21 protein-coding genes and 1 tRNA gene are annotated in these 25,074 nt (G+C 63.4%); 15 read left to right on the top strand and 7 right to left on the bottom strand.

The genetic code is table 11. The annotated features are described in order from the left end of the window. Positions 1–52: 52 nt before the first annotated feature. Entirely contained in the window at positions 53–1,933 is a 1,881-nt protein-coding gene (locus BTHE68_RS08990) for an ABC transporter ATP-binding protein (RefSeq protein WP_225936156.1), read from the bottom strand. Between the two features lie 696 nt (positions 1,934–2,629). Continuing rightward, positions 2,630–2,761, bottom strand: coding sequence for a hypothetical protein (locus BTHE68_RS37160; protein ID WP_286202774.1), 132 nt, complete (start codon positions 2,759–2,761; stop codon positions 2,630–2,632). Here BTHE68_RS37160 and BTHE68_RS08985 point away from each other — a divergent pair. From BTHE68_RS08985 to BTHE68_RS08975, 3 genes are all read left to right on the top strand, one after another. Further along, entirely contained in the window at positions 2,760–3,824 is a 1,065-nt protein-coding gene (locus BTHE68_RS08985) for a glycosyltransferase family 4 protein (protein WP_061179069.1), read from the top strand. The genes BTHE68_RS37160 and BTHE68_RS08985 overlap by 2 nt on opposite strands. A 219-nt stretch (positions 3,825–4,043) precedes the next feature. Then, positions 4,044–4,874 (top strand): hypothetical protein, encoded by an 831-nt coding sequence (locus BTHE68_RS08980; protein ID WP_162066028.1) that lies wholly within the window; start codon positions 4,044–4,046, stop codon positions 4,872–4,874. A gap of 74 nt (positions 4,875–4,948) precedes the next feature. Further along, positions 4,949–5,422: a DUF2214 family protein gene (locus BTHE68_RS08975; protein WP_174258000.1), complete on the top strand. Its 474-nt coding sequence runs from the start codon at positions 4,949–4,951 to the stop codon at positions 5,420–5,422. A 102-nt stretch (positions 5,423–5,524) separates the two neighbouring features. Here the strand turns inward: BTHE68_RS08975 and BTHE68_RS08970 are convergent. The 4 genes from BTHE68_RS08970 to BTHE68_RS08955 all read right to left on the bottom strand — a co-directional run bounded on the left by BTHE68_RS08970 (position 5,525) and on the right by BTHE68_RS08955 (position 7,718). After that, positions 5,525–5,599, bottom strand: a tRNA-Val gene (locus tag BTHE68_RS08970). A 68-nt stretch (positions 5,600–5,667) separates the two neighbouring features. Continuing rightward, on the bottom strand, positions 5,668–6,405 hold the full coding sequence (gene dnaQ, locus BTHE68_RS08965) for a DNA polymerase III subunit epsilon (RefSeq protein WP_162066027.1): 738 nt from the start codon (positions 6,403–6,405) through the stop codon (positions 5,668–5,670). Between the two features lie 18 nt (positions 6,406–6,423). After that, on the bottom strand, positions 6,424–6,885 hold the full coding sequence (rnhA, locus tag BTHE68_RS08960; protein WP_061179065.1) for a ribonuclease HI: 462 nt from the start codon (positions 6,883–6,885) through the stop codon (positions 6,424–6,426). Beyond that, positions 6,885–7,718 carry a class I SAM-dependent methyltransferase gene (locus BTHE68_RS08955; RefSeq protein WP_162066026.1) on the bottom strand — a complete coding sequence of 278 codons (834 nt, stop codon included), beginning with the start codon at positions 7,716–7,718 and terminating at the stop codon, positions 6,885–6,887. Before BTHE68_RS08955 ends, rnhA begins: the two co-directional genes overlap by 1 nt. 27 nt (positions 7,719–7,745) lie before the next feature. Between BTHE68_RS08955 and gloB the strand changes: the two genes are divergently transcribed. From gloB to BTHE68_RS08920, 7 genes are all read left to right on the top strand, one after another. Next, a complete protein-coding gene (gene gloB / locus BTHE68_RS08950; protein WP_162066025.1) occupies positions 7,746–8,579 on the top strand; it encodes a hydroxyacylglutathione hydrolase in 834 nt (277 codons plus the stop codon). 159 nt (positions 8,580–8,738) lie between these two features. Next, complete coding sequence (locus BTHE68_RS08945; protein ID WP_162066024.1) at positions 8,739–10,385, top strand: transglycosylase SLT domain-containing protein; 1,647 nt, start codon at positions 8,739–8,741, stop codon at positions 10,383–10,385. Between the two features lie 114 nt (positions 10,386–10,499). Then, positions 10,500–11,750: an MFS transporter gene (locus tag BTHE68_RS08940; protein WP_162066023.1), complete on the top strand. Its 1,251-nt coding sequence runs from the start codon at positions 10,500–10,502 to the stop codon at positions 11,748–11,750. Between the two features lie 347 nt (positions 11,751–12,097). Then, entirely contained in the window at positions 12,098–13,240 is a 1,143-nt protein-coding gene (carA, locus tag BTHE68_RS08935) for a glutamine-hydrolyzing carbamoyl-phosphate synthase small subunit (RefSeq protein ID WP_162066022.1), read from the top strand. Positions 13,241–13,283: 43 nt separating this feature from the next. After that, positions 13,284–16,538 carry a carbamoyl-phosphate synthase large subunit gene (carB, locus tag BTHE68_RS08930; RefSeq protein ID WP_162066021.1) on the top strand — a complete coding sequence of 1,085 codons (3,255 nt, stop codon included), beginning with the start codon at positions 13,284–13,286 and terminating at the stop codon, positions 16,536–16,538. 113 nt (positions 16,539–16,651) lie between these two features. Beyond that, on the top strand, positions 16,652–17,128 hold the full coding sequence (greA, locus tag BTHE68_RS08925) for a transcription elongation factor GreA (RefSeq protein WP_061123967.1): 477 nt from the start codon (positions 16,652–16,654) through the stop codon (positions 17,126–17,128). Further along, positions 17,128–17,643 (top strand): DUF4149 domain-containing protein, encoded by a 516-nt coding sequence (locus BTHE68_RS08920; protein ID WP_162066020.1) that lies wholly within the window; start codon positions 17,128–17,130, stop codon positions 17,641–17,643. The genes greA and BTHE68_RS08920 overlap by 1 nt, the downstream gene beginning before the upstream one ends. 56 nt (positions 17,644–17,699) lie before the next feature. Here BTHE68_RS08920 and BTHE68_RS08915 read toward each other — a convergent pair whose 3' ends face one another. Next, positions 17,700–18,239, bottom strand: a complete 540-nt coding sequence (locus tag BTHE68_RS08915) for a YhbY family RNA-binding protein (protein WP_162066019.1) — start codon at positions 18,237–18,239, stop codon at positions 17,700–17,702. Between the two features lie 278 nt (positions 18,240–18,517). On the opposite strand from BTHE68_RS08915, the gene BTHE68_RS08910 reads away from it, so the two are divergent. The 5 genes from BTHE68_RS08910 (at position 18,518) to pstS (ending at position 24,985) form a co-directional block, all read left to right on the top strand. Further along, complete coding sequence (locus tag BTHE68_RS08910) at positions 18,518–19,180, top strand: RlmE family RNA methyltransferase (protein ID WP_162066018.1); 663 nt, start codon at positions 18,518–18,520, stop codon at positions 19,178–19,180. 185 nt (positions 19,181–19,365) lie between these two features. Next, positions 19,366–21,252, top strand: a complete 1,887-nt coding sequence (gene ftsH, locus BTHE68_RS08905) for an ATP-dependent zinc metalloprotease FtsH (RefSeq protein ID WP_162066017.1) — start codon at positions 19,366–19,368, stop codon at positions 21,250–21,252. Positions 21,253–21,469: 217 nt separating this feature from the next. Continuing rightward, positions 21,470–22,270 carry a dihydropteroate synthase gene (gene folP, locus BTHE68_RS08900; RefSeq protein ID WP_162066836.1) on the top strand — a complete coding sequence of 267 codons (801 nt, stop codon included), beginning with the start codon at positions 21,470–21,472 and terminating at the stop codon, positions 22,268–22,270. 113 nt (positions 22,271–22,383) lie between these two features. Further along, on the top strand, positions 22,384–23,745 hold the full coding sequence (gene glmM, locus BTHE68_RS08895) for a phosphoglucosamine mutase (protein WP_162066016.1): 1,362 nt from the start codon (positions 22,384–22,386) through the stop codon (positions 23,743–23,745). 208 nt (positions 23,746–23,953) lie between these two features. After that, positions 23,954–24,985 carry a phosphate ABC transporter substrate-binding protein PstS gene (gene pstS / locus BTHE68_RS08890; RefSeq protein ID WP_162066015.1) on the top strand — a complete coding sequence of 344 codons (1,032 nt, stop codon included), beginning with the start codon at positions 23,954–23,956 and terminating at the stop codon, positions 24,983–24,985. The last annotated feature ends 89 nt before the right edge of the window (positions 24,986–25,074 follow it).

The following is a 25,074-nucleotide window of genomic DNA, read 5'->3' as shown; positions in this document are numbered from 1 at the left end:
AAAAAAGCCGCGTTTCCTTGCAGAAACGCGGCTGTTTCGATTGGCGCAGCGCTCAGGCCGGCTGCTTGTGCGGCGTCGCGACGATCGACGGCACCTTGCCGTGCTGCTTCGCGAGCAGCTCGCGATACAGCCCCGGACGATCGCGCAATTCCTGCGGCGAGCCGTCGTCGATGACCTTGCCCGCGCTCATCACGATGATGCGGTCGAAGTTCTGCAACGTCGACAGGCGGTGCGCAATCGCGATCACCGTGCGGCCGACCATCAGCCGGTCGAGCGCCTGCTGGATCGCTTCTTCCGATGCGCTGTCGAGCGCGGACGTGGCTTCGTCGAGCAGCAGAATGGGCGCGTTCTTCAGGATCGCGCGCGCGATCGCGATGCGCTGACGCTGGCCGCCCGAGAGCTTCACGCCACGGTCGCCGACGATCGTGTCGAAACCTTCCGGCATCGCTTCGATGAAGTCCGTGCAGCGCGCCTCGCGCGCGGCGGCGAGCACTTCCTCACGGCTCGCTTCGGGACGCCCGTAAGCGATGTTCTCGAACACGGTGCGGTGGAACAGCGAAATATCCTGCGGCACCAGCGCGATCGCATGGCGCAGGCTGTCCTGCGTGATCGCGCCGATATCCTGGCCATCGATCCTGATGCTGCCTTTCTGCGTCTCGTAGAAGCGCTGCAGCAGTGCGAGCACGGTCGACTTGCCCGCGCCCGACTTGCCGATCAGCCCGACGCGCTGGCCCGGCTCGATATGCAGATGGAAGTTGTCGAGAATCGGGCGGCGGCGCGGATAGGCGAACGTGACGTTTTCGAAATCGACGCGGCCGCCTTGCGGCACGAGTTCGGTCGCATCCGACCGGTCCGGCATGCCGTGCGGCTCCAGCAGTGTTTGCACGGCTTCGGCGAGACGGGCGACGTGCTGGGTCACATCGACGAGCGCGACCGCCAGATCGCGCGTACCGTGCAGGATCGTGAAGCCGAGCGAGCTGACGAGCACGATATCGCCCGAAGTCGCGCGACCCTGCGACCACAGCCACAGCGCCCAGCCGAGCAGGCCGGCGGAGAGAATTGCCGTCACGACCGCATGGAACAGGCGCAGCTTTTCGAGATACAGCAGGCTTTGCTGGCGCGCGACCATTTCCGCCTTCACCGTCGAGCCGAAGCGCTTCTGCTCGCGGAAGGTCATGCCGAACGCACGCACGAGCGCCATGTTGCCGATCACGTCGACGAGTTCGCCGTCGACCGACGCCGCCTTCGACGCGAAGCTGTGATGCCGCGCCGAACCGCGCTTGGCCAGCCGGTAGAGGATCAGCGAGAGAATCACCGACGCGGTCATCAGGCCGGCGGCCATCAGCGGATTGACGGAGACGATCATCACGATCGCGCCGAGCACCGCGATGCACGGCGGCAGGACGTTCCACGCCATCACGTTCTCGGAGGTGTAGATCGCGTTCGAGGTCGCCGTGATCCGGCTTGCGAGCATGCCGGGCTGCTTCTCGGAGAAGTAGGTCGGCGAGTGGCCGGACAGATAGGAAAAGAGATCCTTGCGCAAGTCGCCCGTGACGATCACGAACACGTGCGCGCCGACCCAGCCGCCGACCCGCCACAGCAGGTTGTCGGCGGCGATCAGCCCGACAAGGATCATGAACGCGCCCCAGAGCGGGCCGGGATGTCCGCGGCCTTGCCCGAGCACATCGATCAGATGTTTGATCGCGTACTGTGAGGCGAGCGCGCAGCCGACTGCGGCGAACACGCTGAAGAGCACGATGGCATGCGCAACCGGATGCCGGCGGATGTAGCGCAACAGGAACGCGAGCGGGCGATGCGCGTAGCTCGAAAGCTTCGCATTGTGCGCGTTACGCTGGGAGACGGTGAGTTGGTCCAATGGTCTTTTTTGGTCGTAGAGCGGTTGAGCGTGTGTTGCGCCTTCGGGCAGTGCCATGCGCGGTATCGTCTGCGGCAACCGGCATGCGATGCGTCGCCCGATCCGGCGCGACTGACGTCAAGCGAGGCGACGCTGCGCCGTCTCCATCACGAATTGTAGCCAGTATCGCGATGAGGCAACGCGTCTTTGGGCACATGATGCTCGGCGCATGTGGCCGTCCGAACATCGCCCGGGGTAAAAATCGGGCCGTCGCTGGTGCCGGCTGGCTGCGAGCGCGCGGCTTACGGCATGGGCGCGCATTGTAAGCACATTGCGCAGTTTTTTGCGATGAAGCGCTCGCCGGCCCGGCGCGCGCGTCTGGTGTTGCGTCGCGGCAGCGATCTGAAAAGCACGCGTCGCGCCAGACATCGGGCCGGCGCTGATTTGCCGCCGTGAAGTGCGTGCTGCCGCCCGAGCGTCGCCGAAGCCCGTGCTCCAATGTAGAACAACCTTAATAAACAGGGGTTTGCAAAATGTATCCCGCGTGTAACAAGGTAAATAAGTTGAAATGACTACCGCCGCGACTCTGTAAAAAGCTCCATAATCCGCTCCGGGTTTGCCCCTAGGCAACCGACAGGTTTTTGCAAGTTCCCGTCAACCGCCAAAGCGCACGTGCGTTAATTGCTGGCGCGCGGCGATTTTCGAGATATGGAACCGCACTTGCTTGGTTCGAACGCCTGCGCGACAAACCGGTGATCGGGCGACCACGCTTTTTCACTCGAGCATCAGCACCAGCGCCGCGGCCCACGCGCCGCGGCAAGCTTCGCCCGAGCCGAGCGATTCGCTCCCCAACGTCAACATGACAGTAGTTCTTGCCTGACCTTTCATTAGGAGTTTCACGAACATGCGAATCGCTCAAATCGCGCCCCTCCACGAAGCTGTTCCGCCGAAGCTGTATGGCGGCACGGAACGCGTGGTGTCTTATCTGACCGAGGCACTCGTGGATGCTGGACACGATGTCACGCTCTTCGCGAGCGGTGATTCGCAAACGTCCGCGAAGCTCGAAGCATTCTGGCCGCAGGCGCTGCGCCTCGACCCGACCATCCGCGACACGATGGCGCCGCACATGCTGCTGCTCGAGGAAGTCCGCCGCCGCGCCGACGAGTTCGACGTGTTGCACTTCCATATCGATTACTACCCGTTCTCGCTGTTTGCGCGTCAGCCGGTGCCGTTCCTGACGACGATGCACGGCCGTCTCGATCTGCCCGAACTGCAGCCGATCTTCAGCACGTTCAGCGACGTGCCGGTCATTTCGATTTCGGACAACCAGCGTCAGCCGCTGCCGCAGGCGAACTGGCTGTCGACGGTCTATCACGGCCTGCCGGAAAACCTGCTCAAGCCGATCCCGAACGTCGAGCCGGGCTATCTCGCGTTCCTCGGCCGCATCTCGCCGGAAAAGCGCGTCGATCGCGCCATCCGCATCGCGCAGGCCGCGGGCATGAAGATCAAGATCGCCGCGAAGCTCGACAAGGCCGACCGCGCTTACTACGAAGAAGAGATCAAACCGCTCTTCGCGCTGCCGCACGTCGAGTACATCGGTGAAATCAGCGAAGCCGAAAAGACCGAGTTCCTCGGCAACGCGCACGCGCTGCTGTTCCCGATCGACTGGCCGGAGCCCTTCGGTCTCGTGATGATCGAGGCGATGGCCTGCGGCACGCCGGTCATCGCGTTCAATCGCGGCTCGGTGCCGGAAGTGATCGAAAACGGCGTGTCGGGCTTCGTCGTCGAAGATGAACTGAGCGCGATCGCCGCCGTGAAGCGTCTCGACACGCTGTCGCGCGCGAAGGTCCGCGCCGCGTTCGAAGCGCGCTTCTCGTCGAAGGTGATGGCGCGCAACTACGTCAGCGTGTACGAAGAGATGCTGCGCCAGAAGCGCCGCACCGTGCTGCGCGAAGTCAACGCGAGCTGAGCAAGTCTTGCCGCCTCGCGCGGCAAAGGCTGCAAAACAACGCCCCGCGCGCCTCAAGGCGCGCGGGGCGTTGTCGTAATAGCACATACAGGCATGCCTTTCGCGCGGCAGACCGCGCTACGGTTGTGAAACCTCTGACGACATCCGTAATCTCCCTATAATGACCGGGCTTCGCAGTGCGCGAAGCGGCATGCATCGTTCGTGGACAGGAGTTTTTCCTTGGCAAGACCCAAGCAAATCAGCGCGAGCCCGGCACCGGGCGCCGGCACCGTGTTCGCCCTGCGGGCAATCGGGCTGGTGCTTGCGGCGCGGTGGGCGTTCTCCATGTCGCAGATGGGCTATCTGTCCTCGCTGCGCGGGATGACGTCGTCGCCGTGGGCCTGCGTGAATCTCGTCCTGATCTTTCTGCTCGTCGTGCTGCCGGGCGCGAAGGCGCGCATGGAGCGGCCGCTGCATCCGCTGCCGCAATGGCTGCGGCAGGCGCTGCGCCTGCTCGCGCTCCTGACCTTCGGTTTTGCGATGTTCTCGGTCGGCGCATTCGTCTGGAGCGCCGGCTGGCGGCGCTTCACGCAGGCGCTTGCCGAGACGAACGGATGGCTCGTCGTCGGGCCGGCGCTGTATGCGATCATCATGTGGATCTGCCGGCCGCGCGCGCTCTGGCGCACCAATGTCGCGGCGCGCCGTTTCGCGATCGGCCGCTATGCGATCTCGCTCGATCCTGTCACGCGCACGGCCGTGGTCTGGGCGGAAAGCCGCAAGCTCGGCCAGTACGATGCACGCGAACTGTCGCTGAAATGGCCGGCGCCGTCGCCGGAGATTTCGCCTTCCGCGACGATCCTCGCGCCCGCTACCGAGCCTGCCGGTCCGTCGATTCGCGCGAGCGGCGAAGTACGGCGCGGCGTGTTCGCGCGTCGGCCGAAAGTCGAATTGCTGTGGGACTCGCCCGCCGCGGCGGGGCACAATCGCACCACCGTGTTTCGCGCGCCGCTCGCCGGTGAAGGCGATCGCAATGCCGCGCGGGCGCTCGATGCCACGCTGCGGCAGGTCTGAATCGCCCGCATTCGCCGGACATCGTTAGCCTGAATTGCCGTACACGTCGTTCCGATCGCTTCAGGGAGGAAAGGATGCTGTTACGCTGGTTGCTGGCCGCGCTTCATCTGCTTGCTTTCGGTTTCGCGCTCGGTTCGGTGCTCGCGCGCGCCCGCGCGCTGCGGCGCCTCGATGCCGCGCAATCCATTCAGGCCAACGAACTGCGCCTACGCGACGTGTTTCGCTCGGACAGCGTGTGGGGCATCACCGCGATCGTGCTGATCGTGACCGGCGTGACGCGCGCGTTCGGCGGCTTCGAGAAGGGCGGCGCGTACTACCTGCACGAACCGCTTTTCCATTTGAAGATGACGGCGCTCGTCGTGATTCTGCTGATCGAGGTTTCGCCGATGCTGGCCCTGATCCGCTGGCGCATCGCGCTCGCGCAGGGTGGACCGATCGATCTCACGCGCGCACGGCGCTTCGCGTGGATGAGCGATCTGGAAGCGGGACTCGTGATGGTGATGGTGATCGCCGCGAGCGGCATGGCGCGGGGCGTGTGGGCGTCCTAGATGCGCGGTGAGCGCGTGGCGATGCTGAAAATGAAAAAGGCCCAGGTCGTGAAACCTGGGCCTTTTGTTCTTCGGTGCTTGTCTTTACCAACACCAGAATCCTGGTGGGTAGTACTGGGATCGAACCAGTGACCCCTGCCGTGTGAAGGCAGTGCTCTACCGCTGAGCTAACCACCCGAAGAGAAGCAAGATTATGTCAGGCGTTTCGCATTTCGTAAAGGGCTTCTTAAAGCAAAATCGAAAAATTATGCGGGAACGGCGTCGCCTTCGGCCGGAGCCGGTTCCGTGCGCCATACGCTCGTGCCCTTGACCGCCTTGTCGAGGCCGGTCAGCACGGCTTCGTGCGCCGCGAGTTCTTCCGCGCTGGCAGCGAGCACCGGCAGATCGAGATCGTCGAACGCGATGCGCGACGTGGAAACCGAGCCCGGCGCCTGCTGGTCGCCGAGCATGTCGATGACGAGGCTTTCCTGGCCGCGCGTCATCGCGAGATAGACTTCCGCGAGCAACTCCGAGTCGAGCAGTGCGCCGTGCAGCGTGCGATGCGCGTTGCTGATGCCGAAGCGGTCGCACAGCGCATCGAGTGAATTGCGCTTGCCGGGGAACATCTGCTTGGCCTGCGCGAGCGAGTCGATCACGCCGCCGCATGTCTCCGAGACTTTCGGCAGCCCGAGTTGCGCGAACTCCATGTCGAGAAAGCCGACGTCGAAGGGCGCGTTATGGATGATCAGCTCCGCGCCGGCGATGAAGTCGCGCAGTTGCGCCGCGATCTCCGCGAACTTCGGTTTGTCGCTCAGGAATTCGGTGGTGAGGCCGTGCACCGCGAGCGCGCCGGGATCGCTGTCGCGTTCGGGGTTCACGTAGAGGTGCAGGTTATTGCCGGTCAGCCGGCGATTCACCAGCTCGACGCAGCCGATTTCGATGATCCGGTCGCCCGTTCTCGCGTTCAGGCCGGTGGTTTCGGTGTCCAGTATCAGTTGGCGCATAGATGGCGTCTAAGTTGATTAGCTGTCCGCGAGCGAGGTCACGCCACGATTGGCGAGCGCATCGGCGCGTTCGTTCTCGGGATGGCCGGCGTGGCCCTTGACCCAGCGCCATTCGATCTCATGCTGCGCGACGAGCGCGTCGAGCCGCTTCCAGAGATCGGCGTTCTTGACCGGCGTCTTCGCGGCCGTCATCCAGTTCTTTTTCTTCCAGCCGTGGATCCATTCGCTGATGCCTTTCTGCACATACTGCGAATCGGTGTGGATGATCGCGTGGCACGGGCGCTTCAGGGCTTCGAGCGCCGAGATCACGGCCATCAGTTCCATGCGGTTGTTGGTCGTTGCGGGCTCGCCGCCGAACAGTTCCTTTTCCAGCGAGCCGAAACGGAGCAGGGCGCCCCAGCCGCCAGGGCCGGGATTGCCTTTGCAGGCGCCGTCCGTGTAGATGTCGATTATCTTGTTCGATGCGGATTCTTGAGTCATCAATGCTCGTTGCGAGTCTCGTTGCGCGTGTGCGGAGCGGCGACCGGCGCGAGGCCGGCCGAGAGCGCGGTTTTCTTCAGCTTGCGGGGACCGATGAGACGCATGCCGCGCACGCGCTTCACCGCCGTGATCATGTACGCCGCGCCGAAGATGGGCCACCAGCGGTCGCCGGCGGCTTCCATGAATTCATAGCGCTGCAGCCATTTGTCGGTGACGAGCGGCGGACGATAACAGCCGAAGCGCCCGCGTTCAAGATCGAACCCGAGCAGCTTGATCCAGTCCTTGATGCGCGTGAACGCGATCATCTCGTGCGCCGCCGGCACGAACGGCCGTCCCGCCACCTTGCCGAGCGATTGCCGCGCGCCCCACAGGCTCAGCGAATTGAAGCCGAGGATGATCAGCTGCCCCTCGGGCACCAGCACGCGCTCGGCCTCGCGCAGGAGCCGGTGCGGATCCGGCGAGAATTCGAGTGTATGCGGGAGCACGAGCAGATCGACGCTCTGCGCTTCGAACGGCAGGTCGAGCAAGTCGCACCATACGGTGGTGCGGCCATCGGGCGCGCTCGCGGCGGGCAGCGCGCTCACGCCGGGCGTGGTGGAGCGCGGCGGCGTGTAGGGCGCGCTCGATGCGCTTTCGGCGTCCAGCACGAGCGCACGGCCGGTCATGCGATTTTCGCGCAGCGCGTCGAGCTGCGGCATGCCGAGCTGCAGCGCGTGATAGCCGAAGATGTCGGACACCACGTGATCGAGCTGCGCCTGCTCCCAGTCGAGCACGTAGCGTCCGGGCGCCGAGCTCGTCCAGGTGGGCCAGTCTATAATCGGTCGGTCAGACATTTTCGAATAGCCGCATAGAAGATCGCCATGAATTCGCTTGCCAAGAATTTGCCTGCTCAGAATGCACTCGAATACGTGCCGGTTCCGGCGTTCGAGGACAACTACATCTGGCTCGTGTCGGACTCGCGCGATGCGGTCGTGGTCGACCCCGGCGATGCCGCACCCGTCGAGGCCTATCTCGCGAGCCGCGGTTGGCGACTGACCGCTATTTTACTCACGCACCACCATCAGGACCATGTCGGCGGCGTGAAAGCGCTCCTCGATAGCCGAACGGCAGAGGGCGGCATACCCGTCTATGGCCCGGCGGGCGAGCGTATCGAGCATCTGACCCAGCGCGTCACGGGCGGCGACACGGTCCGCATCGCGCACCCGGCGCTCGAACTCAGCGTGATCGACGTGCCAGGTCATACGGCCGGTCACATCGCGTATTTTCAGGCGGGCGGCCAGAATGGCACGCCGCATCTCTTTTGCGGCGACACGCTGTTCGCAAGCGGCTGCGGCCGTCTCTTCGAAGGCACGCCGCAGCAGATGCTCAACTCGCTCGATTCGCTCGCCGCGCTGCCCGAAACCACGCAGGTTCATTGCGCACACGAGTACACGCTGTCGAACATCAGATTCGCGCGCGCATGCGAACCGGACAACGCCGCGTTGCTGCGCTGGAGCGACGACGCGCAGGCGCTGCGCGCCGCGGGCAAGCCGACTTTGCCGACCACCATCGGCCACGAAAAAGCGGTGAATCCGTTTCTGCGCGCGGACATTCCCGCGATTCAGGCGACACTTTCGTCACAGTTCGGCACGCCGGTTTCGGACCGCCTGGAAGCGTTTCGCATGATGCGCGGCTGGAAGGATAAGTTCCGCTAACCGAGAACTATTAAGGGCAACTTCATCCGAAACGTTGGAATCGCTGTTAGATACAGGATTTTGCAGGGGTTTTGCGCGCATTCTTATTGACGTCTTAAGTGCTGTTCCGTACTATCGGCTGCAAAATTCCAAGCATCATTTTTTGGAAGCCGACGTTCCATGCGACTAACTCTTAGCGCGCTGTCCGTCCTGATGCTCGCCGCCTGTGCGAGCCAGGGACCCACAGCGTCCGATCCTATTTCATCAGCCACTTCCACCGGTTCGCAGCAACAAGTCGCCGACACGATTCGCCGCACCGCAGCAGCCAAGGAAACCATCGACGTCGACAAGACGCCGGTGACGTCGCTCGCGGGCTCGTCCGATCTCTGGAACCGCATTCGTGGTGGTTTCCAGATTCCCGATCTGCAAAGCGATCTCGTCGACATGCAGGTGAACTGGTACGCCCAGCGCCCCGACTATGTCGAGCGCATGACCACGCGTTCGCAAAAGTACCTGTATCACATCGTCGAGGAACTGGAGCAGCGTCACATGCCGACCGAACTGGCGCTCCTGCCGTTCATCGAGTCGGCCTACAGTCCGCAGGCGCTCTCGGTGGCGAAGGCCGCCGGCATGTGGCAGTTCATGCCCGGCACCGGTCGCGACTACAAGCTCAGGCAGAACATGTGGCAGGACGAGCGTCGCGACGTGCTCGCGTCGACGAGCGCCGCGCTCGACTATCTCTCGCGCCTGCACGACATGTTCGGCGACTGGCATCTCGCGCTCGCCGCGTACAACTGGGGCGAGGGCAACGTGCAGCGGGCCATCGCGCGCAACGAGGCGGCGGGCTTGCCCACCGACTACGAAAACCTGCGCATGCCCAACGAGACGCGCAACTACGTGCCCAAACTGCAGGCGGTCAAGAACATCGTGAGCAACCCGCAGATGTACGGGCTCGCGCTGCCGGACATCCCGAATCACCCGTATTTCGTGACGGTCACGACCGCGCGCGACATCGACGTGACGATGGCCGCTAAGCTCGCCGGCATGAGCGTGGAGGAATTCCGCTCGCTGAATCCGTCGTTCGCGAAGCCGGTGATTCTCGGCGCAACGAATCCGCAGATCCTGCTGCCGTTCGACAACGCGGCATCTTTCCAGCGCAATCTGTCTTCATACACGGGCGCGCTGTCGTCGTGGACCACGTACACCGTGACCGAGCGTTCGCGCCCGGCGGCGATCGCCGAAAAAATCGGCGTCGACGCGGACACACTGATGTCGGTCAACCGCATTCCGGCGGGGATGCGTCTGAAGCCCGGTTCGACGATCGTCGTGCCGCGCACAGATGACGACGACGAAGACATCAGCGCCGACGTCGCCGAAAACGCGATGCTCGCCATCGAGCGCGACGTTCCCGACACGCGCAGGCTCGTGATTCGCGTGCGCCGCAAGCAGGCCGTCACGACGCTGGCGGACCGCTACAACCTGTCGGCGGCGCAAGTGCGCTCCTGGAACCGCACGCGCGGCGACATGTTCATGCCCGGGCAGGTGGTCGTTCTGCACGTGCCTTATGGCCGCCCGGTGCCGGCCGAACCGGGTCCGGTGCGCGTGGAGGCGGTGGCGGCGTCCAGCCGTTCGTCGGGCGGCGTGTCGAAGATCGGCACGCGCGTGCCGGAGGCCAAGCCCGCGCGCGGCGGCAAGACGAGCGCGCACGCATCATCGGGGAAGGTGTCGAAAGTTTCCGCTCCGACGGCGTCGCAGGCGGCGAAGCCTGCCGCCACGGCCAAGGTCGCGAAACCGGCGGCAACCACGAAAACCGCCAAGAAGAAGTAAGCGCAGGTCTTTCACTCGAGACGCAAATCCACGCCGTCACCAAGGTGACGGCGTGTTTTTTGGTGCGTCCGCTACACTGGCGTTCCAGAAGAATCGAAGAATCGCCCGCTCCGCATGTCGTCCTCCGTTCGTCTCCGCGTCTTTTTCCTCTTCGCCGCCGGTTACTTCGTCTCGTACGTGTTCCGGGGCGTCAATCTCGGCTTCGCGCCGCTCATCACGCACGATCTCGGTTTGTCGGCGGCGGATCTCGGTCTGCTGACGTCGCTGTATTTCATCGGTTTCGCGCTGGCGCAGATTCCCGTCGGCGTGTTGCTCGATCATTTCGGCCCGCGACGCGTGACCGCCAGCATGCTGATTTTCGCGGCGGCGGGCATCTGGGTGTTCGGCGCGTCGCACGGACTCGCGGGACTGATGATCGGCCGGCTGCTGATCGGCGTCGGCGTGTCGGTGTGTCTGAGCGCGGCGTTCAAGGCGTCGGCGCAGCATTTCGCGCTCGCGCGTCTGCCGCTCGTCAACGGATTGACGATGGCGGTCGGCGGCCTGGGCGGCGTCGCGGTGGGATCGCCGCTCGCGTCCCTGCTGCATGTGGCGACCTGGCGCCAGGTGTGCGTGGGGCTCGGCGTATTCACGCTCGTCGTCGCTGCCGCGATCGCCCTGCTCGCGCCACGCAAGGCGGAAACCGATCCGCATCATCGGGCGGACGTCGTCACGCAGTTCAAGGGCACGTGGCTCATTCTCAAGAGCGGCGTGTTCTGGAAGATCGCCTCGTTTTCCGTCGTCACGCAGGGCGTTTTCTACGCGATGCAATCGCTATGGATTCGCCCCTATTTGCTCGATGTGATGAATCTCGCGCCCGCGCATGCCGCGGCGCTCGTGTCGGTGCTCGGCTTCGCGATGATGTTCGGCTGCGTCGGCTTCGGCGCGGCGGCGCGCGGGATGGAGCGACGCGGCGTGTCGGTGTACGCGTTTTGCGGAACCGGCATGGTGCTGTTCGTCGCCACGCAACTGCTGATGGTGCTGCGCGTGCCGTTACCGCCGTCGGCGCTGATTACCGCATACGGGATTTTCGGCGGCACGGGAATTCTGAGCTACGCGGTCGCGGCGGAGTACTTTCCGTCGCAGATGATCGGACGCGCGCATACCACGCTCACGCTCGTGATCTTCCTGCTGATCTTCGGCTTCCAGGTAGGCGTCGGCGGGATGCTGTCGCTGTGGCCATCGGAGGGCGGTCGGTATCCCGTGTCGGCGCATCTGACGGTGTGGATCGTGCTCATCGCACTGCAGGTCGCAAGCGCGGTCTGGTACGTATTCCCGAGCCGCGTGCTGCACAAGATCGATCGCGACGTGGAACGCGCGGCGCCGTGACCGGCAGGGCGCAACCCGTCAGGCGACTGCAAGCGGACAGTTCCCAAATCTGGCGGATGTGGCGTTTTCACGCTATAATTCGAAGGTTTGAGCATATCAACCCGCACCCTAGCGCCTACCTCCCATTCACCGTCGTTCGCTGCGCACGAAATGCGCGCCGCATGCCGCCGTCCGCCTGCTTGAATCCTCCGTTGTCACGCACGAGCGTGCCGGTTCGAGCCGCGATGCGCGCCCCGCGAGCCGCCGCTTTCGTTGCCAAGGAAACCCTCGTTCTTCGAACGACGGGAAGCCAAGCCTGAATTTCGGACAGACAGGTCGGTAACAGGGTGTTCCCCAAGGAGCTTCCCGTGTTGCCGTCATTTTCCCCCGCACTACTCGCACTTGCCGACGGCACGGTCTTTCGTGGTCAATCGATCGGCGCACCCGGTTCGACGATCGGCGAGGTGGTGTTCAACACCGCCATCACCGGTTATCAGGAAATCCTGACGGATCCGAGCTACGCCCGCCAGATCGTCACGCTGACCTATCCGCACATCGGCAATTACGGCGTGAATGCCGAAGATGTCGAAGCCACCAAAGTCCATGCCGCCGGTCTCATCATTCGCGATCTGCCGGTGCTCGCCTCCAATTTCCGTTCCGAGCAGTCGCTCTCCGATTATCTGAAGGCGCAAGGCGTCGTCGCGATCGCGGGCATCGACACGCGCAAGCTCACGCGCATCCTGCGCGAGAAGGGCGCGCAGAACGGCTGCATTCTCGGCGGCAGCGACGACGAAGCGAAGGCGCTCGGCCTCGCGCGCTCGTTCCCGGGTCTCGCGGGCATGGACCTCGCGAAGGTCGTGTCGACGGAAAAGAACTACGAGTGGACGCAGACCGAATGGCGTCTGGGCAGCGGCTACGGCAAGCAGGAAGCGCCGAAGTTTCGCGTCGTCGCGTTCGATTACGGCGTCAAGTTCAACATCCTGCGCATGCTCGCCGAGCGCGGCTGCCACGTGACCGTGCTGCCCGCGCAAGCCACGGCCGCTGAGGCGCTCGCGCTCAATCCGGACGGCATCTTCCTGTCGAACGGCCCGGGCGATCCGGAACCGTGCGACTACGCGATTCGCGCGACGCGCGAGTTCATCGAGCGCGGCATTCCGACCTTCGGCATCTGCCTCGGCCATCAGATCATGGGTCTCGCCGTCGGCGCGAAGACGATGAAGATGAAAACCGGCCACCATGGCGCGAACCATCCGGTGAAGGACATGGAAGACGGCCGCGTGGTGATCACGTCGCAGAACCACGGCTTCGCGGTCGATGCCGCCACGCTGCCCGCCAACGCCAAGGTCACGCACGTCTCGCTCTTCGACGGCACGCTGCAAGGCTTCGCGCTCACGGACAAGCCCGCGTTCTGTTTCCAGGGCCACCCGGAAGCGTCGCCCGGCCCGCACGACATCGCGTATCTGTTCGACCGCTTCATCAGGCTGATGGAGTCGGCGAAGGTCGCCGCTTAAAGCCACAGAACAGATCACAGCAAAATATTCATCGAGAGCAGTTATGCCGAAGCGCACAGACATCAAGAGCATCCTCATCATCGGCGCGGGCCCGATCATCATCGGCCAGGCGTGCGAGTTCGACTATTCGGGCGCGCAGGCCTGCAAGGCGCTGCGTGAGGAAGGCTACAAGGTCATCCTCGTCAACAGCAATCCGGCGACGATCATGACCGACCCGAACACGGCCGACGTCACCTACATCGAGCCGATCTCGTGGGAAGTGGTCGAGCGCATCATCGCGAAGGAGCGCCCGGACGCGATCCTGCCGACCATGGGCGGACAAACCGCGCTCAATTGCGCGCTCGACCTGTTCCATCACGGCGTGCTGGAGAAGTACAAGGTCGAGCTGATCGGCGCGTCGCCGGAAGCGATCGACAAGGCGGAAGACCGCCAGAAGTTCAAGGACGCGATGACGAAGATCGGCCTCGGTTCGGCCAAGTCGGGCATCGCGCATTCGATGGAAGAAGCGCTCACGGTTCAGGCGCAGATCGCGGAAGCCACCGGCAGCGGCGGCTATCCGACCGTGATTCGTCCGTCGTTCACGCTCGGCGGTTCGGGCGGCGGCATCGCGTACAACAAGGAAGAGTTCGAGGAAATCTGCCGTCGCGGTCTCGATCTTTCGCCGACGCGCGAACTGCTGATCGAAGAATCGCTGCTCGGCTGGAAAGAGTACGAGATGGAAGTGGTCCGCGATAAAAAGGACAACTGCATCATCGTCTGCTCGATCGAAAACCTCGACCCGATGGGCGTGCACACCGGCGATTCCATCACGGTCGCGCCCGCGCAGACGCTCACCGACAAGGAATATCAGGTGCTGCGTAACGCGTCGCTCGCGGTGCTGCGCGAGATCGGCGTGGATACGGGCGGCTCGAACGTGCAGTTCGCGATCAATCCGAAGGACGGCCGCATGGTCGTGATCGAGATGAATCCGCGCGTGTCGCGTTCTTCCGCGCTGGCGTCGAAGGCAACCGGCTTCCCGATCGCGAAGGTCGCCGCGAAGCTCGCATGCGGCTACACGCTCGACGAACTCAAGAACGAAATCACGGGCGGCCAGACGCCGGCATCGTTCGAACCGACGATCGACTACGTCGTCACGAAGGTGCCGCGCTTCGCATTCGAAAAATTCCGCGAAGCCGATTCGCGCCTGACCACGCAGATGAAGTCCGTCGGCGAAGTGATGGCGATGGGCCGCACGTTCCAGGAATCGTTCCAGAAGGCGCTGCGCGGTCTGGAAGTGGGCGTCGACGGTCTGGATGAAAAGACCGCGAGCCGCGACGAAGTCATCCGCGAAATCGGCGAGCCGGGTCCGGACCGCATCTGGTATCTCGGCGATGCCTTCCGTCTCGGCCTCACGATGGAAGAGATCTTCGAAGAGACGTCGATCGATCCGTGGTTCCTCGCGCAGATCGAACAGATCATCCTGAAGGAAAAGGCGCTCGAAGGTCGCACGCTGGAAAGCCTGACACGCGACGAACTGCTGTATCTGAAGAAGAGCGGTTTCTCGGATCGGCGCCTCGCGAAGCTCACGGGTTCGAAGCAGGACGACGTGCGCAAGAAGCGCCATGAACTGAAGGTGCGCCCGGTCTACAAGCGCGTCGACACGTGCGCGGCCGAGTTCGCAACCAAGACCGCCTACATGTACTCGACCTACGAGGAAGAGTGCGAAGCGAACCCGACGGACAAGAAGAAGATCATGGTGCTGGGCGGCGGCCCGAACCGGATCGGACAGGGCATCGAGTTCGACTATTGCTGCGTGCATGCCGCGCTCGCGATGCGCGAGGACGGCTATGAAACCATCATGGTCAACTGCAACCCGGAGACCGTTTCGACCGACTACGACACGTCCGATCGTCTGTACTTCGAATCGCTGACGCTGGAAGACGTGCTCGAAATCGTCGATCTCGAGAAGCCGGTCGGCGTGATCGTGCAGTACGGCGGCCAGACGCCGCTCAAGCTCGCGCTCGATCTCGAAGCGAACGGTGTGCCGATCATCGGCACGTCGCCGGACATGATCGACGCCGCCGAAGACCGCGAGCGCTTCCAGAAGCTGCTCAAGGATCTCGACCTGCGCCAGCCGCCGAATCGCACCGCGCGCGCGGAAGACGAAGCGCTGAAGCTCGCGGACGAAATCGGCTATCCGCTCGTCGTGCGTCCGTCGTACGTGCTGGGCGGCCGCGCGATGGAAATCGTCCACGAGCCGCGCGATCTCGAACGCTACATGCGCGAGGCCGTGAAGGTCTCGAACGATTCGCCGGTGTTGCTCGACCGCTTCCTGAACGACGCGATCGAATGCGACGTCGACTGCATCTCCGATGGCGACGACGTGTTCATCGGCGGCGTGATGGAGCACATCGAGCAGGCGGGCGTGCACTCGGGCGATTCGGCCTGCTCGCTGCCGCCGTACTCGCTGTCGAAGGAAACCGTCGACGAACTGAAGCGACAAACTGCCGCAATGGCGAAAGCGCTGAACGTGATCGGCCTGATGAACGTGCAGTTCGCGATCCAGCAGGTTCCGCAGGACGACGGCTCGAAGAAGGATGTCATCTACGTGCTGGAAGTGAATCCGCGCGCATCGCGCACGGTGCCGTACGTGTCGAAGGCGACGGGCCTGCCGCTCGCGAAGATCGCCGCGCGCGCGATGGTCGGTCAGAAACTCGTGCAGCAGGGCGTCACGAAGGAAGTGATTCCGCCGTACTTCAGCGTGAAGGAAGCGGTCTTCCCGTTCGTCAAGTTCCCGGCTGTCGATCCGGTGCTCGGACCGGAAATGCGTTCGACCGGCGAAGTGATGGGCGTGGGCCGCACCTTCGGCGAAGCGCTCTTCAAGTCGCAGCTCGCGGCCGGTTCGCGCCTGCCGGAATCGGGCACGGTGCTGCTGACGGTGATGGATGCCGACAAACCGAAGGCCGTCGAAGTCGCGCAGATGCTGCACGAGCTCGGCTACCCGATCGTCGCGACCAAGGGCACGGCGGCTGCCATCGCCGCCGCCGGCGTGCCGGTGAAGGTCGTGAACAAGGTGAAGGACGGCCGCCCGCACATCGTCGACATGATCAAGAACGGCGAGATCGCGCTGGTCTTCACGACCGTCGACGAAACGCGCGCGGCGATCGCCGATTCGCGCTCGATCCGCATGAGCGCGCAGGCCAACAAGGTCACGTACTACACGACCATGTCCGGCGCGCGCGCGGCGGTCGAAGGGCTGCGTTATATGAGCGATTTGGAAGTCTATGATTTACAAGGCTTGCATGCTCGCCTAAACTAAGGCTTCGATTACCAGTCTAAGTATCACGAGCCGCGGTTAAGCGGCGTCTCCTTTGATCGGGAGATGCGCTTAACCGCGGTAATTTTTTTGACGAAATTGTTTGTGAGTGGTCTATGAGCACGATTCCTTTGACGAAGCGCGGCGCGGAGTTGCTGCGCGACGAATTGCAACGCCTGAAGGCCGTGGAGCGTCCGGCGGTCATCACTGCGATCGCGGAGGCGCGCGCGCAAGGCGACTTGTCGGAAAACGCGGAATACGATGCCGCGAAGGAAAAGCAGGGATTCATCGAGGGCCGCATCGCGGAAATCGAGTCGAAGCTCGCCGCCGCGCAAGTGATCGACCCGACGCAGGTCGAGGCCGAAGGCCGCGTGGTGTTCGGCGCGACGGTCGAACTGGAAGATCTGGAGTCGGGCAACACGGTCACGTATCAGATCGTCGGCGATGACGAAGCGAATATCGATCACGGCCTCATTTCGGTGAGCTCGCCGATCGCGCGCGCGCTCATCGCGAAGTCGGAAGGCGACGTAGCGTCGGTGCAGGCACCGAGCGGCGCGCGCGAATACGAAATCATCGCGGTTCGCTACGTCTGATGGAGCACAAGCTCTTTCGCACCATCAGCATGGTCTGGGTCGGCAGTTTGCTGACCCTCGGCCTCATTGCCGCGCCGGTGCTCTTTTCGTTGCTCGACCGTACTTCGGCGGGCTCGGTGGCGGCGCAGCTCTTCCGGATCGAGGCGATCATCGGCGTGATCAGCGCGCTCGTGCTGATCGTGATCAGCAATCGCTTCGTGAAAAGCGGCATCGTCGATTACAAGCGCGTGCGGTGGATCGTCGCGGCGATGCTCGTATGCGTGCTGATCGGCTACTTCGCTTTGCAGCCTTTCATGAACTCGTTGCGCATGGCCGCGCAGGAAGCGGGCACCGATCTCGCGAGTTCGCCGTATGCAAAGCAGTTCGGCATTCTGCACGGCATTTCGAGTGCGATCTATCTGGTCGAATGCCTGTTTGGCATCGCGCTGGTGTGGCGTTTGCCGGGTGCGGCGCCGGTGAAGATCGTGCCGAAGGGCAAATCGGCCAAGGTGGCGGCGAAGCGGGCGCGAAGCTGAATCGCGCCGAATTCAGGACGGCGCGTGGTCTCATCGGAAACGCACGCGCCGTTCGATCATTTCGCGGCCTGATGCTGGCGCTTCGAACTGGTCTGACGCTTCTTCGCGCGCTTCACGTTGCCGCCGGCGGTCACGCGCTCATTACCCAGCACTTTCAGCGTCTGCTTTTTCGGCTTTTTGAACGCGGGTCCGTCACGCGTGATTTTCACTGCTTTGACGACGCGCGGCGCACGGCCTTTTGCCGAGCGGTCGTCGGCGGCTTCGCCCGCGCTCGGCGGCATCGTGCTGCGCGTGCGGGTGGCGCGGCTTTTCGGCGCGGCGCCTTCCGGCCTCCAGATCACGAGCAGTTTGCCGATATGCTGAATGGGCGCCGCGTTCAGGCGATCGCAGATTTCGTCGTAGATCCCGACGCGCGTCTCGCGTTCGTCGCCGAACACGCGGACCTTGATGAGCTGGTGCGCTTCGAGGTGCACGTTGATCTCTTTGAGCACGGCATCGGTCAGACCCTCCGCGCCGACGAGCACGACGGGCTTGAGCGCATGGGCCTGGGAGCGCAGATCGGCGCGTTCGGCGGGGGAGAGTTCAATAGCTGGCATGAGGAATTCGGGACTCGACTAAAATGTGGGCGGCATCAGGACACCGGGCACGCTCGCGAGGCGGTTCGAACACGCTGCGATTCGTGGCGCATCGATCGCGCCACCGCCCATCAGAAACAGAACAGGCCGGATGCCGGGTTTCGGCGCGCGCAAGCGCCCGAGGACCGGTCCGGCCGACAAGACGCGTATTATCCGCTAAAAGCCTCGCACGAGGCAGCAAAATACGCACCGGGCGCGCCGCTCGTCACGATCGGGCGCGTCACATGAGCTCAGTTTGAATGGCAAAGAACCGTTTTAATCAATCGTGGTTGCATGACCACATCAACGATCCCTACGTGAAGATGGCGCAGCGCGAGGGCTACCGCGCGCGCGCCGCATACAAGCTGAAGGAGATCGACGAGCAGGACAAGCTCATCAAGCCCGGGCAGGTGATCGTCGATCTCGGCTCGACGCCCGGCAGCTGGAGCCAGTACGCGCGCAACAAGCTTGCGCAAGGCACGAAGCGCGACGCCGAGCGCGAGGGCGGCATCGACGGCACGATCATCGCGCTGGATATTCTGCCGATGGAGCCGATTGCGGACGTCACGTTCATTCAGGGCGACTTTCGCGAGGACACTGTCCTTGCGCAACTCGATGAAATGGTTGGCGAGCGGCAAGTAGACCTTGTAATTTCAGACATGGCCCCCAACCTGTCCGGAGTAGCGAGTGCGGATGCCGCGCGCATCGAACATCTCTGCGATCTGGCGCTGGAGTTTGCGCAGAACCACCTGAAACCGGAGGGTGCGCTTCTGGTCAAATGTTTTCATGGCAGCGGATATAGTCAGATCGTCGAGAAATTCAAGCACCAGTTCAAAGTGGTGGCGCCGCGCAAGCCCAAGGCTTCTCGCGACAAATCGTCGGAGACTTTTATCCTCGGGCGGCGGCTGAAGCGTCCGAACTGAACGGCTCGCTCAAGCGATTCGGCGAAAATCGGCGATATTTGCGCGGATTATGCCGAAAAAGGCCTCTCTACTGCTATTTGTGCGGTAAATAAACCTTATGGCAGGGGTTAGCGGTCTGGATTAGAATGCTTTCGTGGCGTCGCAAGGTTTATGTAGGCGCCCGTCTATGAGTGAGGAGTGGTGCTTTGAACAACAATATGTTCTCTAAAGCGGCAGTGTGGCTCGTGATCGCACTGGTGCTGTTTACGGTGTTCAAGCAGTTCGATAAGCCCCGCGTCCAGGAAGGTGTGTCCTATTCGCAGTTCATGGACGACGCGAAGAGCGGCAAGGTCAAGAATGTCACCGTTCAAGGGCGCAATCTGACGGTCACTCCGGCAGACGGCCAGAAGTATCAGATCGTGTCGCCCGGCGACATCTGGATGGTCGGCGATTTGATGAAATACGGCGTTCAGGTCAGCGGCAAGGCTGACGATGAACCGAACGCGCTCGTCTCCGCGCTGTACTACCTCGGACCGACGATCCTGATCATCGGCTTCTGGTTCTACATGATGAGGCAGATGCAGGGAGGCGGCAAAGGCGGGGCGTTTTCGTTCGGCAAGTCGCGAGCGCGGCTGATCGACGAGAACAACAACGCGATCAATTTCACCGACGTCGCGGGCTGCGACGAAGCCAAGGAAGAAGTGTCGGAACTGGTGGACTTCCTGCGCGATCCACAGAAGTTCCAGAAGCTCGGCGGGCGAATTCCACGCGGTGTGCTGCTGGTCGGTCCTCCGGGTACGGGTAAGACGCTGCTGGCTCGCGCCATCGCGGGCGAGGCGAAGGTGCCGTTCTTCAGCATCTCGGGTTCTGACTTCGTGGAAATGTTCGTCGGCGTGGGCGCGGCCCGTGTGCGCGACATGTTCGAGCAGGCCAAGAAGCACGCGCCGTGTATCGTGTTCATCGACGAAATCGACGCGGTCGGTCGTCATCGCGGCGCCGGCATGGGCGGCGGCAACGACGAGCGCGAGCAGACGCTGAACCAGATGCTGGTCGAAATGGACGGCTTCGAGGCGAACTCGGGCGTCATCGTGATCGCAGCGACGAACCGTTCCGACGTGCTGGACAAGGCGCTGCTGCGTCCGGGCCGCTTCGACCGTCAGGTGTACGTCGGTCTGCCGGATATCCGCGGCCGCGAGCACATCATGAAGGTTCACCTGCGCAAGGTGCCGATCTCAAACGACGTCGATGCATCGGTCATCGCGCGCGGTACGCCGGGTTTCTCGGGTGCGGATCTGGCGAACCTCGTCAACGAAGCGGCGCTGTTCGCGGCGCGGCGTGGCAAGCGTATCGTCGAGATGCAGGATTTCGAGGACGCGAAGGACAAGATCTTCATGGGTCCGGAGCGCAAGTCGGCTGTGATGCGCGAAGAAGAGCGCCGCAACACGGCGTACCACGAGTCCGGTCACGCCGTGGTGGCGAAGCTTCTGCCGCATGCTGATCCGGTTCACAAGGTCACCATCATGCCGCGCGGCTGGGCGCTGGGCGTCACCTGGCAGTTGCCGGAGCACGACCGCGTGAACCTGTATCGCGACAAGATGCTGGAAGAGATCGCGATCCTGTTCGGCGGCCGCGCAGCGGAGGAAGTATTCCTGAATTCGATGTCGACCGGTGCGTCGAACGACTTCGAGCGCGCGACCAAGATGGCGCGTGACATGGTGACGCGCTACGGCATGTCGGACGTGCTCGGCACGATGGTCTACGTCGATACCGAAGACAACGGCATGTTCGGGAAGATGGGCGCGAAGTCGGTATCGGAAGCCACGCAGCAGAAGGTCGACACGGAAATCCGTCGGATTCTCGATGAGCAATACGCGCTCGCCCGCAAGCTGCTGGAGGACAACCGCGTCAGAGTCGAGGCGATGACCAAGGCGCTGCTCGAATGGGAAACCATCGATGCGGACCAGATCAGCGACATCATGGCGGATCGTCCGCCGCGTCCGCCGAAGAACTTGCCGCCGCCTTCCGGCGACACGCCATCGGGCGGCAGCAGCGGCACCGAGGTCAAGCCGGGCAACGCGCCGGCAACGGCCTGAGTCGTCTGCGGGAGTTCATGGGCCGGTGTGCATAGCACGCCGGCCCATTTTCAATTTCCGGCCTTCTTTTTAATCAGGTGCTGAGCGCGGCGGCGGATTGCGTCCGGTCACCACTTTGTATCGTTCGACTCGCTTGACCACACCGACCTCATCCCCGCTCTCAGCCGCACCGCTCCAGTGCGGGCGCTTCACGCTGACCTTCGAACGCCCGCTCGTGATGGGCATCCTCAATGTCACGCCGGATTCGTTCTCGGACGGCGGCCGTTTCCTTTCACGCGACGCCGCGCTCGCACGTGCTCACCAGTTGCTCGCTGACGGCGCCGACATGATCGACATCGGCGGCGAATCCACGCGTCCCGGCGCGCCGCCCGTGCCGCTCGACGAGGAGCTGGAACGCGTCGTGCCGATCGTCGAGGCGCTGCGCGCCGTGCAGGTGCCGATTTCCGTCGATACCTACAAGCCGGCCGTGATGCGCGCCGTGCTCGACGCAGGCGCGGACATGATCAACGATATCTGGGGTTTGCGTCAGGAAGGCGCGCTCGATGCCGTGAAGGGCAGCGACTGCGGACTATGCGTGATGCACATGCTCGGCGAACCCCGCACGATGCAGCTTCACGAGCCGGTGTACGAAGATGTCGTCGCCGATGTGCGCGATTTCTTCGCGGAACGCGTCGCCGCACTTGCGCAGGCCGGCATCGCCGCGGCGCGCGTCAGTCTCGATCCGGGCTACGGCTTTGGCAAGACGGTCGAGCATAATTACGCGCTGCTCGCGCATCTCGCCGCCACGCTGCCCGCCGGGACGCACTTCCCGTTGCTCGCGGGCATGTCGCGCAAATCGATGCTCGGCGCCGTCACCGGGCGCGGCGCGGCCGAGCGGCTCGCGGCGAGCGTCGCCGCGGCGGTGTGCGCGGCGGAGCGGGGCGCGGCGATCATCCGCGTGCACGATGTGGCGGAGACCGTCGATGCGCTGAAGGTCTGGCAGGCCACAAAAGATGCTGCCCTAAGTGGGCATCATTGAACCTGGCCACATTCATCAGAAATCAGGCGCAGGCGCACGCGCCGATATAAATCTCAACTAAAGTCGCGGACCGAAAACAGGCGCCGTATGTTCGCGAGGAGGGTCAGGCAATAATGGCACGTCAATATTTTGGAACGGACGGCATCCGCGGCCGCGTAGGCGTCGCGCCGATCACGCCGGATTTCGTACTCAAGCTCGGCTACGCGGCCGGCAAGGTGCTCGCGGGCGCGGATCGCGCGCAGCAAAAGAAGGGCAATCGCCCGACGGTGCTGATCGGCAAGGACACGCGCGTCTCCGGCTACATGCTGGAAGCGGCGCTGGAGTCGGGCTTTTCGGCGGCGGGCGTCGACGTGATGCTCGCCGGCCCGATGCCGACGCCGGGCGTCGCCTATCTGACCCGCGCGCTGCGGCTCTCGGCGGGCGTCGTGATCAGCGCGTCGCACAATCCGTACAACGACAACGGCATCAAGTTCTTCTCCGCCGACGGCAACAAGCTGCCCGACGAAGTCGAGCTCGAAATCGAGCGCCAACTCGAGCAGCCGATGGAATGCGCGCCGTCCGAGCGTCTCGGCAAGGCGCGGCGTCTCGACGACGCGGGCGGCCGCTACATCGAATTCTGCAAGAGCACGTTTCCCGCGAGCTTCGACCTGCGTGGCCTGAAGCTCGTGGTCGACTGCGCGCACGGCGCCGCGTATGACGTCGCGCCGCACGTTTTCCATGAGCTCGGCGCGGAAGTCGTGCCGATCGGCGTGTCGCCGAACGGCTTCAACATCAACGACGGCGTCGGCGCGACCGCCCCGGACGCGCTCGTGCGCGCGGTGCTGGAGCACAACGCGGATATCGGCATCGCGCTCGATGGCGACGCGGACCGTTTGCAGATCGTCGATTCGGCCGGCCGCCTCTACAACGGCGACGAACTGCTCTACGTGCTGGTCAAGGACCGCATCGCAACCGACGGCAAGGTGGCAGGCGCTGTCGGCACGCTGATGACCAACATGGCCGTCGAGGTGGCGTTAAAGGAGGCGGGCGTGCAGTTCGTGCGCGCGGCCGTCGGCGACCGCTACGTGCTCGAAAAACTGCGTGAGAACGGCTGGCAACTGGGCGCGGAAGGCTCGGGCCATATCCTGTCGCTCGATCGTCATTCGACCGGCGACGGCATCGTGTCGGCGCTGCTCGTGCTGGCGGCGATCCAGCGCAGCGGCAAATCGCTCTCAAAACTGCTCGATGGCGTGAGCCTGTTCCCGCAAAAACTCATCAACGTCCGAATGAACGCGGGCGCGAACTGGAAAAGCAGCGACGCGATTCGTCGCGCGGTCGAGCAAGCCGAGCGTTCCCTCGAATCGCACGGCCGGGTCTTGATTCGCGCGTCGGGCACTGAACCGGTCCTGCGCGTGATGGTGGAAGCGTCGGCGCAGCAGGACGCGGTTCGATACGCGGAAACGATTGCGCAGGTCGTGAAAGAGGCGACTTCGTAGGCGTTTACTGAAAGTCGTCACATTTCGCTAAAAGCGGGCTTCGGCCCGCTTTTTTTATTTCCATCAAGGGCTTGACAAATCGGGTGTGATCAAACTTTCAGCACGTAAGCGAAATGACACGTCGGCTTCACGAAGAGTCATATTACTGTCACAGACTCCTCCTATATTTCGCGGTGTCGACTCACACGCTCACAACCTTGGAGGTCTCATGAAATTGATGCAAACCGCGCTGGCTGGCGTAATTGGCGCCCTGTTCGCCATCTCCGCGCAAGCAGCCGATATTACCGGCGCGGGCAGCACCTTCGCAGCTCCCATCTACACCAAGTGGGCGGATGCCTACCAGAAAACGGGCGGCGGCAAGGTCAACTATCAAGGCATCGGTTCGTCGGGCGGCATCAAGCAAATCATCGCGAAGACGGTGGATTTCGCGGGCTCGGACGCTCCTCTGAAAGACGACGAGCTGGCGAAAGACGGCCTGTTCCAGTTCCCGACGGTAGTCGGCGGCGTCGTGCCGGTGATCAACGTGCCGGGCGTGAAGGCCGGTGAAGTGACGCTGTCGGGCCAGGTGCTCGGCGACATCTACCTCGGCAAGATCAAGAAGTGGAACGACCCGGCGATCGCCGCGCTGAATCCGAAGGTCAAGCTGCCGGATACCGACATCGCTGTCGTGCGTCGCGCCGATGGTTCGGGCACGAGCTTCATCTGGACGAACTATCTGTCGAAGGTGAACCCGGAGTGGAAGTCGAAGGTCGGCGAAGGCTCGACCGTGAACTGGCCGACGGGCACGGGCGGCAAGGGCAACGACGGCGTTGCGGCCTTCGTGCAGCGTCTGCCGGGCGCGATCGGCTACGTCGAGTGGGCGTATGCGAAGCAGAACAAGATGACCTACGTCGGCATGAAGAACTCGGCTGGCACGATCGTCGAGCCGAAGACGGACACGTTCAAGGCGGCGGCTGCCGGCGCGGACTGGTCGAAGTCGTTCTACCAGATCCTGACCAACGAGCCGGGCCAGAACGCGTGGCCGATCGTCGGCGCGACCTTCGTGCTGCTGCACGCAACGCAGGAAAAGCCGCAGCAAGGCACGGAAACGCTGAAGTTCTTCGACTGGGCATTCAAGAACGGCAATCAGGCTGCGAACGATCTCGACTACATCTCGCTGCCGGATTCGGTCGTGGCCGAAATCAAGACGCAGTGGAAGGCGAAGGTCAAGGACGCCGCGGGCAAGTCTGTCGCGGAGTAAGCGAAGTACGCGTAGTTTGAAACTGTCCTAAGCTGCCGAAGGCGAGGGACGGTCGGTAACAAAAAAGCCGCGCCGCGGGCCGGAAGGCT

The sequence above is a fragment of the Burkholderia sp. THE68 genome (assembly GCF_009938265.1).
Taxonomy (GTDB): domain Bacteria; phylum Pseudomonadota; class Gammaproteobacteria; order Burkholderiales; family Burkholderiaceae; genus Caballeronia.
This window is presented reverse-complemented; position numbering and strand designations above follow the sequence as displayed.